13 protein-coding genes and 2 pseudogenes are annotated in these 13,873 nt (G+C 31.6%); all 15 read right to left on the bottom strand.

What is annotated here, in order from left to right; all coding sequences use genetic code 11:
* Nucleotides 1–909 carry a hypothetical protein gene (locus tag LF887_RS07125; protein ID WP_236857567.1) on the bottom strand — a complete coding sequence of 303 codons (909 nt, stop codon included), beginning with the start codon at nt 907–909 and terminating at the stop codon, nt 1–3.
* Between the two features lie 468 nt (nt 910–1,377).
* Entirely contained in the window at nt 1,378–1,932 is a 555-nt protein-coding gene (locus tag LF887_RS07120) for a hypothetical protein (RefSeq protein ID WP_236857566.1), read from the bottom strand.
* Between the two features lies 1 nt (nt 1,933).
* Nucleotides 1,934–3,037 (bottom strand): RHS repeat-associated core domain-containing protein, encoded by a 1,104-nt coding sequence (locus LF887_RS07115; RefSeq protein ID WP_262912546.1) that lies wholly within the window; start codon nt 3,035–3,037, stop codon nt 1,934–1,936.
* Nucleotides 3,038–3,464: 427 nt separating this feature from the next.
* The gene (locus LF887_RS07110; RefSeq protein ID WP_262912544.1) at nt 3,465–4,487 is read right to left on the bottom strand and encodes an RHS repeat-associated core domain-containing protein; all 1,023 of its coding nucleotides are present in this window, start codon (nt 4,485–4,487) and stop codon (nt 3,465–3,467) included.
* Nucleotides 4,488–4,603: 116 nt separating this feature from the next.
* A complete protein-coding gene (locus LF887_RS07105) occupies nt 4,604–5,287 on the bottom strand; it encodes a hypothetical protein (protein WP_236858161.1) in 684 nt (227 codons plus the stop codon).
* On the bottom strand, nt 5,281–5,703 hold the full coding sequence (locus LF887_RS07100; RefSeq protein ID WP_236858159.1) for a hypothetical protein: 423 nt from the start codon (nt 5,701–5,703) through the stop codon (nt 5,281–5,283). Before LF887_RS07100 ends, LF887_RS07105 begins: the two co-directional genes overlap by 7 nt.
* 189 nt (nt 5,704–5,892) lie before the next feature.
* Nucleotides 5,893–6,618 (bottom strand): hypothetical protein, encoded by a 726-nt coding sequence (locus LF887_RS07095; RefSeq protein WP_236858155.1) that lies wholly within the window; start codon nt 6,616–6,618, stop codon nt 5,893–5,895.
* Between the two features lie 724 nt (nt 6,619–7,342).
* Nucleotides 7,343–7,525 (bottom strand): annotated as a pseudogene (locus LF887_RS24375) (RHS repeat domain-containing protein); the annotation flags it as partial.
* Nucleotides 7,526–7,660: 135 nt separating this feature from the next.
* Nucleotides 7,661–8,347, bottom strand: coding sequence for a hypothetical protein (locus LF887_RS07085; RefSeq protein ID WP_236858149.1), 687 nt, complete (start codon nt 8,345–8,347; stop codon nt 7,661–7,663).
* 6 nt (nt 8,348–8,353) lie between these two features.
* On the bottom strand, nt 8,354–8,827 hold the full coding sequence (locus LF887_RS07080) for a hypothetical protein (protein WP_236858148.1): 474 nt from the start codon (nt 8,825–8,827) through the stop codon (nt 8,354–8,356).
* An 87-nt stretch (nt 8,828–8,914) separates the two neighbouring features.
* The gene (locus LF887_RS07075; protein ID WP_236858147.1) at nt 8,915–9,364 is read right to left on the bottom strand and encodes a hypothetical protein; all 450 of its coding nucleotides are present in this window, start codon (nt 9,362–9,364) and stop codon (nt 8,915–8,917) included.
* Nucleotide 9,365: 1 nt separating this feature from the next.
* Complete coding sequence (locus LF887_RS07070; RefSeq protein WP_236858146.1) at nt 9,366–9,845, bottom strand: hypothetical protein; 480 nt, start codon at nt 9,843–9,845, stop codon at nt 9,366–9,368.
* 3 nt (nt 9,846–9,848) lie between these two features.
* Nucleotides 9,849–10,835, bottom strand: a pseudogene (locus LF887_RS07065) (RHS repeat-associated core domain-containing protein); the annotation flags it as partial.
* 550 nt (nt 10,836–11,385) lie between these two features.
* Entirely contained in the window at nt 11,386–12,129 is a 744-nt protein-coding gene (locus LF887_RS07060) for a hypothetical protein (protein ID WP_236858144.1), read from the bottom strand.
* A gap of 87 nt (nt 12,130–12,216) precedes the next feature.
* Nucleotides 12,217–13,602, bottom strand: coding sequence for an RHS repeat-associated core domain-containing protein (locus tag LF887_RS07055; RefSeq protein WP_236858143.1), 1,386 nt, complete (start codon nt 13,600–13,602; stop codon nt 12,217–12,219).
* Nucleotides 13,603–13,873 lie beyond the last annotated feature (271 nt).

Below are 13,873 nucleotides of genomic sequence, written 5' to 3'. Positions count from 1 at the left end.
TTATGGCTTTATATGTTCTACATTAGCTCTTATTACTGGTCCAAAAATTAACCATTCGCTTTCCTGCATTCTTTTTCCTGTCTCTGAAACATTAGGAATAGCAGTAACTCCAATTTTAAAACGTTTAGATAAAATGATTCCTGATGCTTTTCCCATAGCAGTTGCAAAATCTCTGGCGGTTGATTTATTAGTGGTCCACGATGTCCATACAGAATAATTATCGTTCATTGCATGATCATCCATATCCCAATGCGCTTTATTTCCTGGTCTTAGTCCATTTGGAATTGCAATTCCAAATGATGCCTCATTATACATCATAGCTTGTGTTTCTGTATGTGCAAAAGATGAAACACCCCTATATAGTAATATCCCATTTCTATTATTATCACCTCTAGAAATTTCTTTTGATAAAGATATATCCAAGTCTCTCGTCCAATCATATGCAGGATCTTTCATCATTGTAGGGGTTAAAACAGCTCCTAATGTTAAAGCTGATGTTGATGCGACTGCTGCACCCATTCTAGCAAAAAAGCCTTCTGCTGTTATTTCAGTTACTTCTCCTACCTGAAATGTTCTAGAAATATCAGCACCTCTTAAAAGAATTGAAATATCGGCCCCCTTATTCCCTCCAAACAAATTACTAAAGAAATTCCCTATGTTTCCCCAAAAGCCTGGTTGTGGATTTTCTTTAGGGTTATTATTCAATCCTGTAAATATATTCCCTCCTGATGTTCCTGTTCCTGTTGACATCGTTGCAACATACATTTTAAAAGCAAATTGTGCTGCTTCTCCAGAAGCGAACATTGCATCATTTCCATCCGGATCAATGACCATAACAGGGTTATTGATAGCATAGCTGTAAGGACTCAAAGAGCTGTATTTCTCAGACATGGCATCCATTGCTCCCATCTTCCCAGGTCAGGCATCATCATCCTTGCTCCGTAATCATATATACCTGTTTCCTGAAGTTCTTTACCGTTATATTTATAGGAGTAGAAACTTCCAAAGTTGGAGATGCCAAACGACCCTGAGATATGATTTAAACCAAAAGGATAGTAATTGTTGGTGTCAATAATTTCAGGAACGCCTGCGCTGTTTTTGGCAAAGGTGACTCTAACTGAACTGCGTTCACAGTTTTCGTAAAAGCTTTTCTTTTATTGGTCTATCAAGTTGGCCTTTATACTGATAAATATACTTAATGTTTTCAAAATAAATATATGGCTTTTCACAAACAAAAACAGAACGTTTTTTTAACAAAACCACTACATAATTGCAGTGGTTTTGTTATTATTACTTCTCCACACAGTATAATCTTGCGGCAGCGAGGTTATAAGGAGGATAAACTTTCTATCCTAAAAAAGGTAGCAACTCGATGGTTTAGTTTCTTTTAAACCTTGCAATACACTGCTCCATAAATTGTGTTGATGTGAAGATTACTTTTTTTTCATTTGTAAACATAAATAATGAATCGTTTTTAACTGTATTGGATTTTTTATCATAAACCTTTAAAAGAAAAATTGACTGATAGTTGCCTGTTTTAGTATTATTGGGTTTTAGATGTTCCACACTTTTTATAATTTTTATTTCGTGTTTCATACTGTCCTCTACTTTTGCATATTGTGATTTGATTCGTTCCAAATCTTTTATTGTTTTAATATTCTCAAGCTTTTTTGTTAACTGTTGCTGTTGTTTATTTAATATTATCAATCTTTGAGTAGAATAGTTAGATACAAAGTCAGCTTCTTGCCATTCTTTTAAAGTATCAAATTTTACAAGTTGAATGGATTCTAAAGTAGAACTGTCCTGTTTAAGTTCTTGTGTAATTTTTTTTTGGATAGATTGGGTTAATTCTTCTTTAAAACTTTCAGCCTTATCTTTTTTACAAGAAAAAATAATGAATAAAATTAGTGCGCAAATTATTTTAGTTCTCATATTATCTTGGTGTTATTCTTTTTAATATAGAATCAGCTTGTCTACCAAATTTCACACCATCAGCATTAAATCTATTAATCATTGAATCCTTTTGACTTCTTGACATATCATATTTATAAACGTCTTGAGTTTTAATTCCAGCGCCATTTATTCTGCCACCTTCTCCTCTATAAATATTGACACCTATTGCTTGAGGGCCATAATAACTAAATGTATCCAGTTTTACTGGTGCTGATCCTGATGAACCTCCAAATGGATTTCCAATGCCCTGTATGTCAAGACCAAATTGAAAAGCACCATCTTGAAGATTAAGTTTTGTTGCTCTACCGTACCCACCTAAAATATACTCAAACATATTATTAAAATCAATTTTATCCTGTGGTTTTAATTTATTAAGTGTTTCTTTATCAGGATCATTTGATCCTGCGGAAAAACTGTAAAATGTTACATTGGTCCAGGTTCTCCACGTTCCTCCTAACCACGTAGGCATTGCACTTGTCAATGCATCTATCGCTCCGTATTGCTCTGCATAGCTGGCTTTTCCTCCCTCACCTAGTCTTACATATCCAATTTCTCCATTAGGTCCTATTTTTGTATTAGCCAGAACCGTCCCATTTTTAGCAAAACCATCAATACCTGCCATTCGCATTGCCTTTTCTAAAGTAGTAATATTAGCATCATATCTCCACTTTCCATCAAGTCCTCTGATCCAATCATCTGTTCCAAAACCAGAAAAATTAAACCCAGTAAAAATATTCCCTCCTGATGTTTCAGTTCCTGTTGACATCGTTGCTACATAATTTTTAAAAGCCTGTTGCGCTTCGGATAATGGTTGAATATCATTTCCATCCGGATCAATCACCATCACAGGGTTATTGATCGCATAGTTATAAGGACTCCAGGAACTGTATTTCTCAGACATCACATCCATTACTCCCCATCTTCCCAGATCAGGCATCATCATCCTTGCTCCGTAATCATACATTCCCGTCTCTTGTAATTCCTTTCCGTTGTATTTGTAACTGTAGAAACTACCAAAGTTGGAGGTGCCAAACGTACCTGAGATATGGTTTAAACCAAAAGGATAGTAATTGTTGGTATCAATAATTTCAGAGAAAACAAAAATTCTGTGCTTCTTTAAACAAAATTAGATGCAAACCTATAAGCAGTTTTTTTGCTGTAATAAACAAATTTATACAATACTTATAAGTTTGCATTTTAATTGTAATTTCAACTATTTTATTTTATCATAATTCATAAAAGGAGTGGAGATTTTTCAGGATAAAATTCCGGATCCTCTTATTTTAAAAATTATATAAATAACAGCAATAAAATGCATTAAAAATAGTATTGCCAATATCATGTAAATTATTGCTTTGTACTTCTTATAACTATAGCTATAAAATAAAATAAGTGTTACTTCATATAACAATAGGAAATAAAAAACATCATGATTTTGACTTCTAACAAAGAAATAATATATAACAGCAAATATTAATAATAAAATTATTGTTATAATACTGTTTGATTTTTTATCGAGTATTAACATTTGTATTAATTTTAGCATCTTTTCCCCATTTTACAATATAACCCATTGACTCCATTCCATACAAATATCTATGATTTAAATTTAAAACACTTCCCTCAAAGGAAGTAAACCAACTCAAATTACTATTTAATATTTTGACTGAAGCAGGACTAAGTTTATTATATTCTGGTTGAATTAAATGTTGTTCGTTAATTAAATTTTGACCATCCCAATTAGCAGCAACCTGACCTCTCAAAACAGGCCCGTTATATAAATCTTGCAAGCTACTCCAAATATGATTCAATATTAATTTATTTCCACCTTTCACGAAGTTTCTAATTTCCGTATTGGAAATATCCATTCCAAAATAGCTATCATAATTGCCAATTAAATTTTTTAAATTATCAACTGTTTCCGCTGCTGCACCCGACCATCTTGTTTGGAAACCTTTTTTATCAGTAGCAGATTGAAACCATCTGTAAAAATCTGCCCTTTGATCTAAGTCGGCATATTCGCTACTTCCATTAGTTTGCTTAATATTATATTCATTGGCATTTTGCCATCTACTTGTATTGTTTTTTCTGTCGGATGTTTTCCAGTCTCCTTGCCCTAATTTTCCTTTGTAGTTATCAGGATATTCTCTCATCAAATCATCTTTACCAAATCCCGTAAAGATATTCTCTCCTGATGTTTCAGTTCCTGTTGACATCGTTGCTACATAATTTTTAAAAGCCTGTTGCGCTTCGGATAATGGTTGAATATCATTTCCATCCGGATCAATCACCATCACAGGGTTATTGATCGCATAGTTATAAGGACTCCAGGAACTGTATTTCTCAGACATGGCATCCATTGCTCCCCATCTTCCCAGATCAGGCATCATCATCCTTGCACCATAGTCATACATTCCCGTCTCTTGTAATTCCTTTCCGTTGTATTTGTAACTGTAGAAACTACCAAAGTTGGAGGTGCCAAACGACCCTGAGGTATGGTTCAGTCCAAAAGGATAGTAATTGTTGTTGTCAATAATTTCAGGAGCGCCTGCGCTGTTTTTGGTAAAAGTTACCCTTACTTAATACTCTTTACAACACAAAACCACCGCTCAATGGCAGTGGTTTTTATTATTACTTTACCAAGTGGTAGTTATTGTTTTAATGTGTCTGATACGTAAATATCATTCCCTGAAATTTCTCCATTTTCTAACTGAAATATTTCCCAAAAATTCCCTTCAATAAATAAATCTTTATTATTGAAATTTGCGGGTATAGAAACCGTACAATCAAAAACATTTTTATTTTTAAAGCCTTTAGATTCTAAGTGTCTATATACTTTTCCCTGAAAAGAATATCTATAATACAATTTTCCTTCGGAGTGAACTTCGTTAGATTGGTAGGGTATGTAAAATTTATACTTTACAAAATTTTGACTTTTATTAATCCTATAAAATTTACTTTTTAGTGTGTCAATTTTCCCATTTTTATATAATATATATTGATTAACAAACTCTTTGTTATCAATAAATTTATATTCTAACTTAGCAACAATTTCTTTTTTATTATCGTCAAGTGCTTCCCACCAACCAATTTTCTTATTGCCATTCATATATCCTTGTATAATGTAGTTATTAAATAATCCTTTTATTTTGTATAAAGAGTCATTAATTTTACTTTTTTCAATATTCCTCATGTTCTTTAAGTCAGTTGGAATTGAAAAATATTCTGTAGAATTTAGATTTTCATCCTCTTTTAATTTTTCATTTTTACATGAAAAAAATGAGAAAAAAAGAAAGTAAAAAAAAACATTCTTATTTATTATATTTTTTACCATTTCGCACGTTTTGTTGAATCTGCTGTTTTATATAATTTTGACATTGCTTCGATATAACTTTCTCCTTTTTGTGGTAGTCTTTTATATGTAGTATCCTTGATACCACTTTTATCAAATGTATAATCGTTAAAGTATAGGGTATCAGCTGCTTTATCTCCGCTATGTAATTCATATAACTCCCTAAATCTATCTAATCCCCATGCCCCTGCATACAATCTACCTGCCCATGTTGGAGCGTCTCTATTTTTAAAACCATTAGCTGGAAAAGTACTTGGAAATACAAAACTTCCAGCATCTAAAGTAAAAAGCTTATCACCAGGTCTAAATTTATCCCAGGTACTTGCATCAAAATCTGTTCTTGCCAATCCTCCAATATTGGTGATCTGAGGATACTCTTCATTGGTAGATCCTATCAAACCAGATATAGCAGTAGTTTATTTTGTTGATTTCAAACATTATGATGGTGAGTCTGAAAAAAATCTTCTTTTAAATAAACAGAGCGATCAAAAAGTTAAGATCACTCTGCTTTTATTAATCATTTTTTATTATTGAGATAATAAGCCAAATAACGGTCTTGTTTTTCCTTTTATTTTGGATTAAAAAGTTTAATCTTTTCTGTAAACAGGTTTTATAAACATTCTATCTACAGCAAGTAAAACACTATCTTTTTGTTTAGAACTTGAAAACCTTGTAGCTATACCAATTATACTTTCGTTTTGTTTTATAGGGATATAACAAGAATAATAATTAATAATCTTTGTACAATTTAATTTTTCATTTTTAATTATTTTCCTTTTGAGAGAATCTGAAACTGTATAATTAAAGCTAACGTTATAGGTTCTAAATTTAGATTCTGGAAAATAAAATTTAAAATTTACTCCATTCTTATCAGATGAAGCAGTGTAAAATTTGCTTAAATTTTCTTGAAGCTGTCCATTTTTGTATATTTTTATCTGATTCTCAATTTGTTTATCTAAAAAAATATACTCGATATTATAAAATTCATTATTTAACTTATTTTGAACTTTCCACCAGCCTTCTTTAGAATTATCTGATTCATTTATTGTTCCCTCAAGGTTATAGTTCTCATTATTTCCTTTAACTTTTGTTATCGAATCGTTGATTTTAGTTTTGGTAATGGTATAATCACTTAATTGTGTAAGTTGAAGAAGATTTTTCTGTTCTTTCTTTTTGCAACTAAAAATTATCAGTAAAACAAAAATTTTTATTATTAAATTTATTTTACCACCCATAAGTTTTGTAATGCCAACCTTTACGATATTCCACATTGTTAATTGAATCAACTGTTTTTTGAAGTTTGTTTCTTTCATTACTCATATTTTTTTCAAGAACTCTTTTTATAGTATCTTGCGGAGACGGATAGAAGAGAGTTGCATTAATATCAATACTATCATCTTTCTTTTTTCTAAATAGATCTGATAGTTCTCTAAATCTATCACCACCCCATACACCCGCATACACTCTACCTGCCCATGTTAGTACTCCTTTAGAACCGTCGGCTGGAAAAGTACTTGGAAATATAAAGCTTCCAGCATCTAAAGTAAAAAGCTTATCACCAGGTCTGAATTTGTCCCAGGTGCTTGCATCAAAATCAGTTCTTGCCAGTCCTCCAGTATTGGTGATCTGAGGAAATTCTTGAGATTCCCATGTACTCCAGGTTCCTCCTAACCACATTGGTAATGCATCTACAATTGCATTCATTGAAGCTAGATCATCCGCACCGAGCTTGGTTATACTACCTCCTTCATTTAGTTGTGCATAAGCCGAGATACTTCCTCCATCTACACTTACATTTGAAAATACGGTCCCGTTCTTAGCAAAACCGGTTATACCTGCCGTTCGTTGAGCTTTTCTTAAAGTAGTAATACCAGCATCATATCTCCACTTTCCATCAAGTCCTTTAATCCAATCATCTGTTCCAAAACCAGAAAAATTAAACCCAGTAAAAATATTCCCTCCTGATGTTTCAGTTCCTGTTGACATCGTTGCAACATAATTTTTAAAAGCCTGTTGCGCTTCGGTTAATGGTTGAATATCATTTCCATCCGGATCAATCACCATCACAGGGTTATTGATCGCATAGTTATAAGGACTCCAGGAACTGTATTTCTCAGACATCGCATCCATTGCTCCCCATCTTCCCAGGTCAGGCATCATCATCCTTGCTCCGTAATCATACATTCCTATTTCCTGAAGCTCTTTGCCATTGTATTTATAATAGCGGTAGCTTTGTTACTATTACTTAACACACGATTCAATCGGCAGCCGAGGGATATTGAAAACCAATACTCTAATTTTCATCCCCCTTTGTTAGGGTATAAAATTTCTGTTCTAAAAAAGGTAGCAACTCCACTATTTCAATGTATCTAATACATAAATTTCATTTAGTCCCATCTCACCATCATCATATTCATATCCTTCTTCGAATAACCCCTTAACAATAATGTTATCACCTGTATCAACATAATTTACATCCACGTAGTAATAGTTATTCTTTTTAACACATTTTAAATCTTCTTTTCTTATTTCTTTATTATTTAAAAAGAATGACAAAAAAATAGTTGCAGATGTATTTACCTTAATTTTTTTATTTGGTATATAGAACTTATATCTTAAGGTATTATGGTTTAATCTTTCTTTCAAATAAAACAAACTATTTTTTATGTCATTTCCATTTTTTGTATCATAATTAATATACTGATTAACATATTCTTTATTATCAACAATTCGATATTCTAATCTAACATTGTCAGCTTGAATATTTTTTTTATTTACAATATTCCACCAATTTATTTTTTGATTATATTGATTAATATATCCTTCAATCTTATAATCTTCAAACTCTCCCTGAACCTTTTTTAGAGAGTCATTTACAGCAATTTCTTTATAGTTTTTCCATTTTTTTATATTGGTTGGAAAAGCAAAATATTCTGTAGGATTATAATTTTCCTTTTGTATTTTCATATCTACTTTGTGATTTTCTTTTTTACAAGAATAAACCATAAATAGTATTAAAATAATAATATATATTATCCTCATTATTAATTATTTTATATTTTTAGACTTTAAAATTCTTTGATTATCTACAGAATTCATAAATCTCATAAATCCTGTGGAGTCATTATTTTTAATATATTTTGCTGTGTCTAAAGATTTAAAAGATCCATTTTTATCATAAGTCCAAGTATTGTAAACACTTAATGTACTATCACTTTTCTTTCCAACAAACAAATCTGACAATTCTCTAATTCTATCTACACCCCATACACCCGCATACACTCTACCTGCCCATGTTGGTACTCCTTTAGAACCGTCGGCTGGAAAAGTACTTGGAAATATAAAGCTTCCAGCATCTAAAGTAAAAAGCTTATCACCAGGTCTAAATTTATCCCAGGTACTTGCATCAAAATCTGTTCTTGCCAATCCTCCAGTATTGGTAATCTGAGGAAATTCTTGAGATTCCCATGTACTCCACGTTCCTCCTAACCACATTGGTAGTGCATCTACAATTGCATTCATAGAAGCTAGATCATCCGCACCGAGCTTGGTTATACTACCTCCTTCATTTAGTCGTGCATAAGCTGATAATCGTTGCTGTTAGGGAGACTAATATTCAACAACATAAGAAGAATCACCTTTTATTTTATATAGCTTTTTTGAACTTAAGCTACCGTCAATATTATAAATTTCAAAATATCCTGTCTTTAATTTACTTTGGAAACATTCCTCTGGATTAGAAGATTTTTTGAATCTATATATTCCTTTAGAAAAGAGCTTGTGTGTATTTTTTTCTTCTATTATTTCTGTACCATAAAAGTAGTTACCTTTTGAACTATTTATTATTATAAGGGTGTCAAAATGGTCATTATAAATATCATTGTCTTTTTCCTTATAAACGTAAATTGTATCTAGAAAGTGATCTCTTTTAAACTTTCCATCTGCTTTAATAAAGCCATTTTTATCATAAATGCTATAAGATAAATCGCTCTCTTTTGTGCAGGATTTTATAAAAAAAATAGAAAACATTAGTAATAAAAAACGTACTTGATAATTCATTCTACAGTGCAATTTTAGTGTTATATACAGTATCATTTACAATAATATATTCTGTTTTTCCAATAATAGTTCCTCCCATATCAAAGGTATTATGAATACCGAATGGTTGTATGCTCTGTAATGCTTTTCTAAAATCCGAGTTTCTTTTATATCTATATGATCCCATAAGCTTAGCTCCTCTTTCAAAAATAATGTATTCTGTTCCATAAAAATAAGAACCTTTCATGCTATCTATACTAATAGAATCTTTAAATGGAAGATTTGGATTTTTGTTATAAACAATAGCTCCTATAAAGTAATCTTTATAAAAATTCAAATTCATTACAGCCTTTTCGTTCTTATCAAAAAATGTAATTTTAGTAGTATCTATTTTTTTATTTAAAACATAATTAAGCTTTCCGTTTGGATAATATATTTTTTGAGATACTTCTTTTTTACACCCAAAAAAAATGAACAAACTACATAAAATAATATATTTCATAATCTATTTCCTTAATTGTCTATTCCAGTAATTATTAGAATCTTTAATTGCTTTATTTAATGAATCTACTGTTCCTTTACTCAGTCCTTCTCCTCTTACATTTTTATATTTTAAACCAAATGGAGATCCATCATTATTACGTAAAACTCCAGTAGCTTGCCTATCCCAAATGCCAAATGTATCTGATTTTACAGTCCCTAATCCTGATAAACTTCCAAATGGATTTCCAATACCTTCTACGTCAAGACCAAATTGGATAGCGGCATCTCCCAAATTTTTACGATCAAGCCTTGTATTTCTACCGTACCCACCTAAAATATACTCAAACATATTATTAAAATCAATTTTATCCTGTGGTTTTAATTTATTAAGTGTTTCTTTATCAGGATCATTTGATCCTGCGGAAAAACTGTAAAATGTTACATTGGTCCAGGTTCTCCACGTTCCACCTAACCACATTGGTAATGCATCTACAATTGCATTCATAGAAGCTAGATCATCCGCACCAAGCTTGGTTATACTACCTCCTTCATTTAGTCGTGCATAAGCCGAGATACTTCCTCCATCTACACTTACATTTGAGAATATTGTTCCATTTTTAGCAAAACCGGTTATACCTGCCATTCGCATTGCCTTTTCCAAAGTAGTAATATTAGCATCATATCTCCACTTTCCATCAAGTCCTCTGATCCAATCATCTGTTCCAAAACCAGAAAAATTAAACCCAGTAAAAATATTCCCTCCTGATGTTTCAGTTCCTGTTGACATCGTTGCTACATAATTTTTAAAAGCCTGTTGCGCTTCGGATAATGGTTGAATATCATTTCCATCCGGATCAATCACCATCACAGGGTTATTGATCGCATAGTTATAAGGACTCCAGGAACTGTATTTCTCAGACATGGCATCCATTGCTCCCCATCTTCCCAGGTCAGGCATCATCATCCTTGCTCCATAATCATAAATCCCGGTTTCCTGTAATTCTTTACCGTTGTACTTACAGGATTAGAAACTTCCAAAGCTGAAGGTGCCAAACGCCCTGAGATATTGTTTATAAAGATAAAAATACTTATTGTTTTCAGAATAAACCTATAGACTTTCACATACAAAACAGAATTTCTTTTCACAAACAAAACCACCGCTTAATAGCAGTGGTTTCGCTATTATTACAGGATATAATCTTACAGTAAAGAGGGATAGTTGTTAATACTCTTATACATTAGATATCATCAGATTTGGAATATTACTTTTTTCTACTTTATTTTTAGAAAAGTTTTTTAAAAAATTTGTAATAAATGGTAACTATAGCTGTATAAATAATCATATTAATTCCAAATTGCCCCAAATTACTACCATTAAGCTTCTGACAGTCACTTGAATAAAACTCAAAATAAAACCTAGGTAAGCCTATTGAAAAAGAATTATTAAAAGGTTCTTGACCTAAGAATTTCTGATAGAAAATACTTAAAAAGAGATAAGAAAAAAAACCTACTATTACTTTTATTATTCTTATAATTAATTTCATAACTTAATATTACATTTATTTTGATGGTACTGTTGCATTTCTATAGTATTCAATAGGCTTCAAATATCTATAACCATCGGGTGATTTTGCAGTATATCCTCTTCTGTAAATTGTTAATGGATCTACAATTCCATCTGTTTGTGATCTCATATACACATTTCCAAATGATAACCCAAAATTATTTAAAATAGTATTGCTAAACTCTCCAGAAATTGTTTTTGACCCCCCTGCGCTTCCACCTATTCCAGCTGTGTAGTAAACATTACTAATTCTCATAAATTTTTCAGCAAAAGTATCACTTTGACAACCATAAAAAGCGGCAACGCTATTTTTTGGATCAAAATTCCAATTTATTTTGGACCAACCAACTAAAGACATTTGTCCTTTGTCAATTAGATCTCCTGATTCTTTTGATAAATCATAAGGATTGTTTTTATCATATTCCCCGACAGGTCCATCTGTAGAAGCATGAGAAAAGACACTTAATTCTAATGTTTTACCATAACCTTCTTTTTTTGCAATATCTAATTCTCTTTTTACAATATTTGCAAGTTTTCCAAAATTACCCTCTAAAAGTTCAACTATTTTATCATTAGGATAGTTTCTCCTTATTTCATTTATTCTTGTTTTAGCAGCATCATTCATATCTGCACTTGATCCCATATTTAAAATAAATCTGATTCCTCCCTTTGGTCCGGGTCCTAGATTTTCCCATCCCATAAATATATTCCCTCCTGATGTTCCAGTTCCTGTAGACATCGTTGCCACATACATTTTAAAAGCAAATTGTGCTGCTTCTCCCGAAGCGAACATTGCATCATTTCCATCCGGAGTAGATTTGCTACTTTATAAAGTCATGTTATTATGTTTTCTTCCCCACTTCTTATATAATTGAAAATCATTAATTTGTTTTAATCTGTAGCCTGGTGCATGAGAAATTTCTTTTTGAGAATTAACATTAACAATTGAAAATCCTTTTTCAAAGACTTTATTTCCTTTACCAAAGTTCTTTTCAATTATTGACATACAAGGTAATCCGAGAGAGTCATGTGGTGGAATAGAAATAATTGTTAATGCTTCAAAATTTATCTTCAGTGTATCCCTTTCATAAATATGTCGATACTTCGCTTGAATATCTTTAAGAGAAACTTTAAGGGTGTCATTTGTAGGATTTCCAAAAAGTAAAAAAGTCTCTACATTTTTTATCCTTATACTATCTTTTGTATAATCACATATTAAATTCTGAAAAGAACAAACAACATTATCATTCTTTAACATAGACTTTTTACATGATATAAATAGAAAAATTAATAGACATACATATATATTAAATCTATTTCGATTTGTAAGTGTTATAATACCATTTATCATTAGAATAATTTTTTTCATTAATTGTTGAAAGCCAGCTGTAGTCTTCTTAAAAAGAGGAGAAGAGATTTGATGCTCATAAATTGTGATATGCTCTTTTGCTAAATCTAATTTAGATAGATTAATATTATTAGGATTTACTGTTAAGTGACTTATTTTTCCTCCCTCATGACTTAATGCAGAAATCATATTGTTTTTATCATTATAATATGGATGCGGTTTTCCATTGCCAACCATCAAAGAGACAGTTTTAGATTCCTTGTTTGCCTGCATTAAAGCATCTGGATTATATTCACCTCCATTAAAACGAGAAAATGTACCAACCATTTTCCCTGCATCAAAATGATAATCTGCAATTCCTACAGACATGCTATTACCTTTAAGGTTATTTAAATTTATACCAGCATCTTTAGCATAATGATTAGCGATGTTTGCTAAAACAAACGCATTATCTTTATTAAATATATAATCCTTTAGTTCCACTGACAGCCATGGAGCTGTATTAAAACTGCCTGTAATAGGATTTTGAAAATCAATAATAATATTATTTGTATTCTTATTATCAGTGTATAAAAATTTACCAAACTGATTAAAGTGATCATCAAAAAGGTTAGAGCCAAATCCTGTAAAGATATTCCCTCCTGATGTTTCAGTTCCTGTTGACATCGTTGCTACGTAATTTTTAAAAGCCTGTTGTGCTTCGGATAATGGTTGAATATCATTTCCATCCGGATCAATCACCATCACAGGATTATTAATAGCGTAGTTATATGGACTCCAGGAACTGTATTTCTCAGACATGGCATCCATTGCTCCCCATCTTCCCAGGTCAGGCATCATCATTCTTGCACCGTAATCATACATTCCCGTCTCTTATAATTCCTTTCCGTTATACTTGTAACTGTAGAAACTACCAAAGTTGGAGGTGCCAAACGTCCCTGAGATATGGTTTAAACCAAAAGGATAGTAATTGTTGGTATCAATAATTTCAAGAGCGCCTGCGCTGTTTTTGGCAAAGGTGACCCTAACTGAACTGCGTTCACAGTTTTCGTAAAAGCTTTTCTTTTATTGGTCTATCAAGTTGGCCTTTATACTGATAAATATACTTATTGTTTTCAAAATAAATATATGGCTT

It is taken from the genome of Chryseobacterium sp. MEBOG06, assembly GCF_021869765.1.
Classification (GTDB): domain Bacteria; phylum Bacteroidota; class Bacteroidia; order Flavobacteriales; family Weeksellaceae; genus Chryseobacterium.
The sequence above is the reverse complement of the archived record's forward strand: the minus strand, read 5'-3'. Positions and strand labels throughout refer to the sequence as shown.

Coding starts and splice junctions, on each gene's coding strand:
- LF887_RS07125 (WP_236857567.1), bottom strand. CDS start 909: ATGGGAGCAATGGATGCCATGTCTGAGAAATACAGCTCTTTGAGTCCT.
- LF887_RS07120 (WP_236857566.1), bottom strand. CDS start 1,932: ATGAGAACTAAAATAATTTGCGCACTAATTTTATTCATTATTTTTTCT.
- LF887_RS07105 (WP_236858161.1), bottom strand. CDS start 5,287: ATGGTAAAAAATATAATAAATAAGAATGTTTTTTTTTACTTTCTTTTT.
- LF887_RS07095 (WP_236858155.1), bottom strand. CDS start 6,618: ATGAAAGAAACAAACTTCAAAAAACAGTTGATTCAATTAACAATGTGG.
- LF887_RS07085 (WP_236858149.1), bottom strand. CDS start 8,347: ATGAGGATAATATATATTATTATTTTAATACTATTTATGGTTTATTCT.
- LF887_RS07080 (WP_236858148.1), bottom strand. CDS start 8,827: ATGAATGCAATTGTAGATGCACTACCAATGTGGTTAGGAGGAACGTGG.
- LF887_RS07075 (WP_236858147.1), bottom strand. CDS start 9,364: ATGAATTATCAAGTACGTTTTTTATTACTAATGTTTTCTATTTTTTTT.
- LF887_RS07070 (WP_236858146.1), bottom strand. CDS start 9,845: ATGAAATATATTATTTTATGTAGTTTGTTCATTTTTTTTGGGTGTAAA.
- LF887_RS07060 (WP_236858144.1), bottom strand. CDS start 12,129: ATGTCTACAGGAACTGGAACATCAGGAGGGAATATATTTATGGGATGG.
- LF887_RS07055 (WP_236858143.1), bottom strand. CDS start 13,602: ATGTATGATTACGGTGCAAGAATGATGATGCCTGACCTGGGAAGATGG.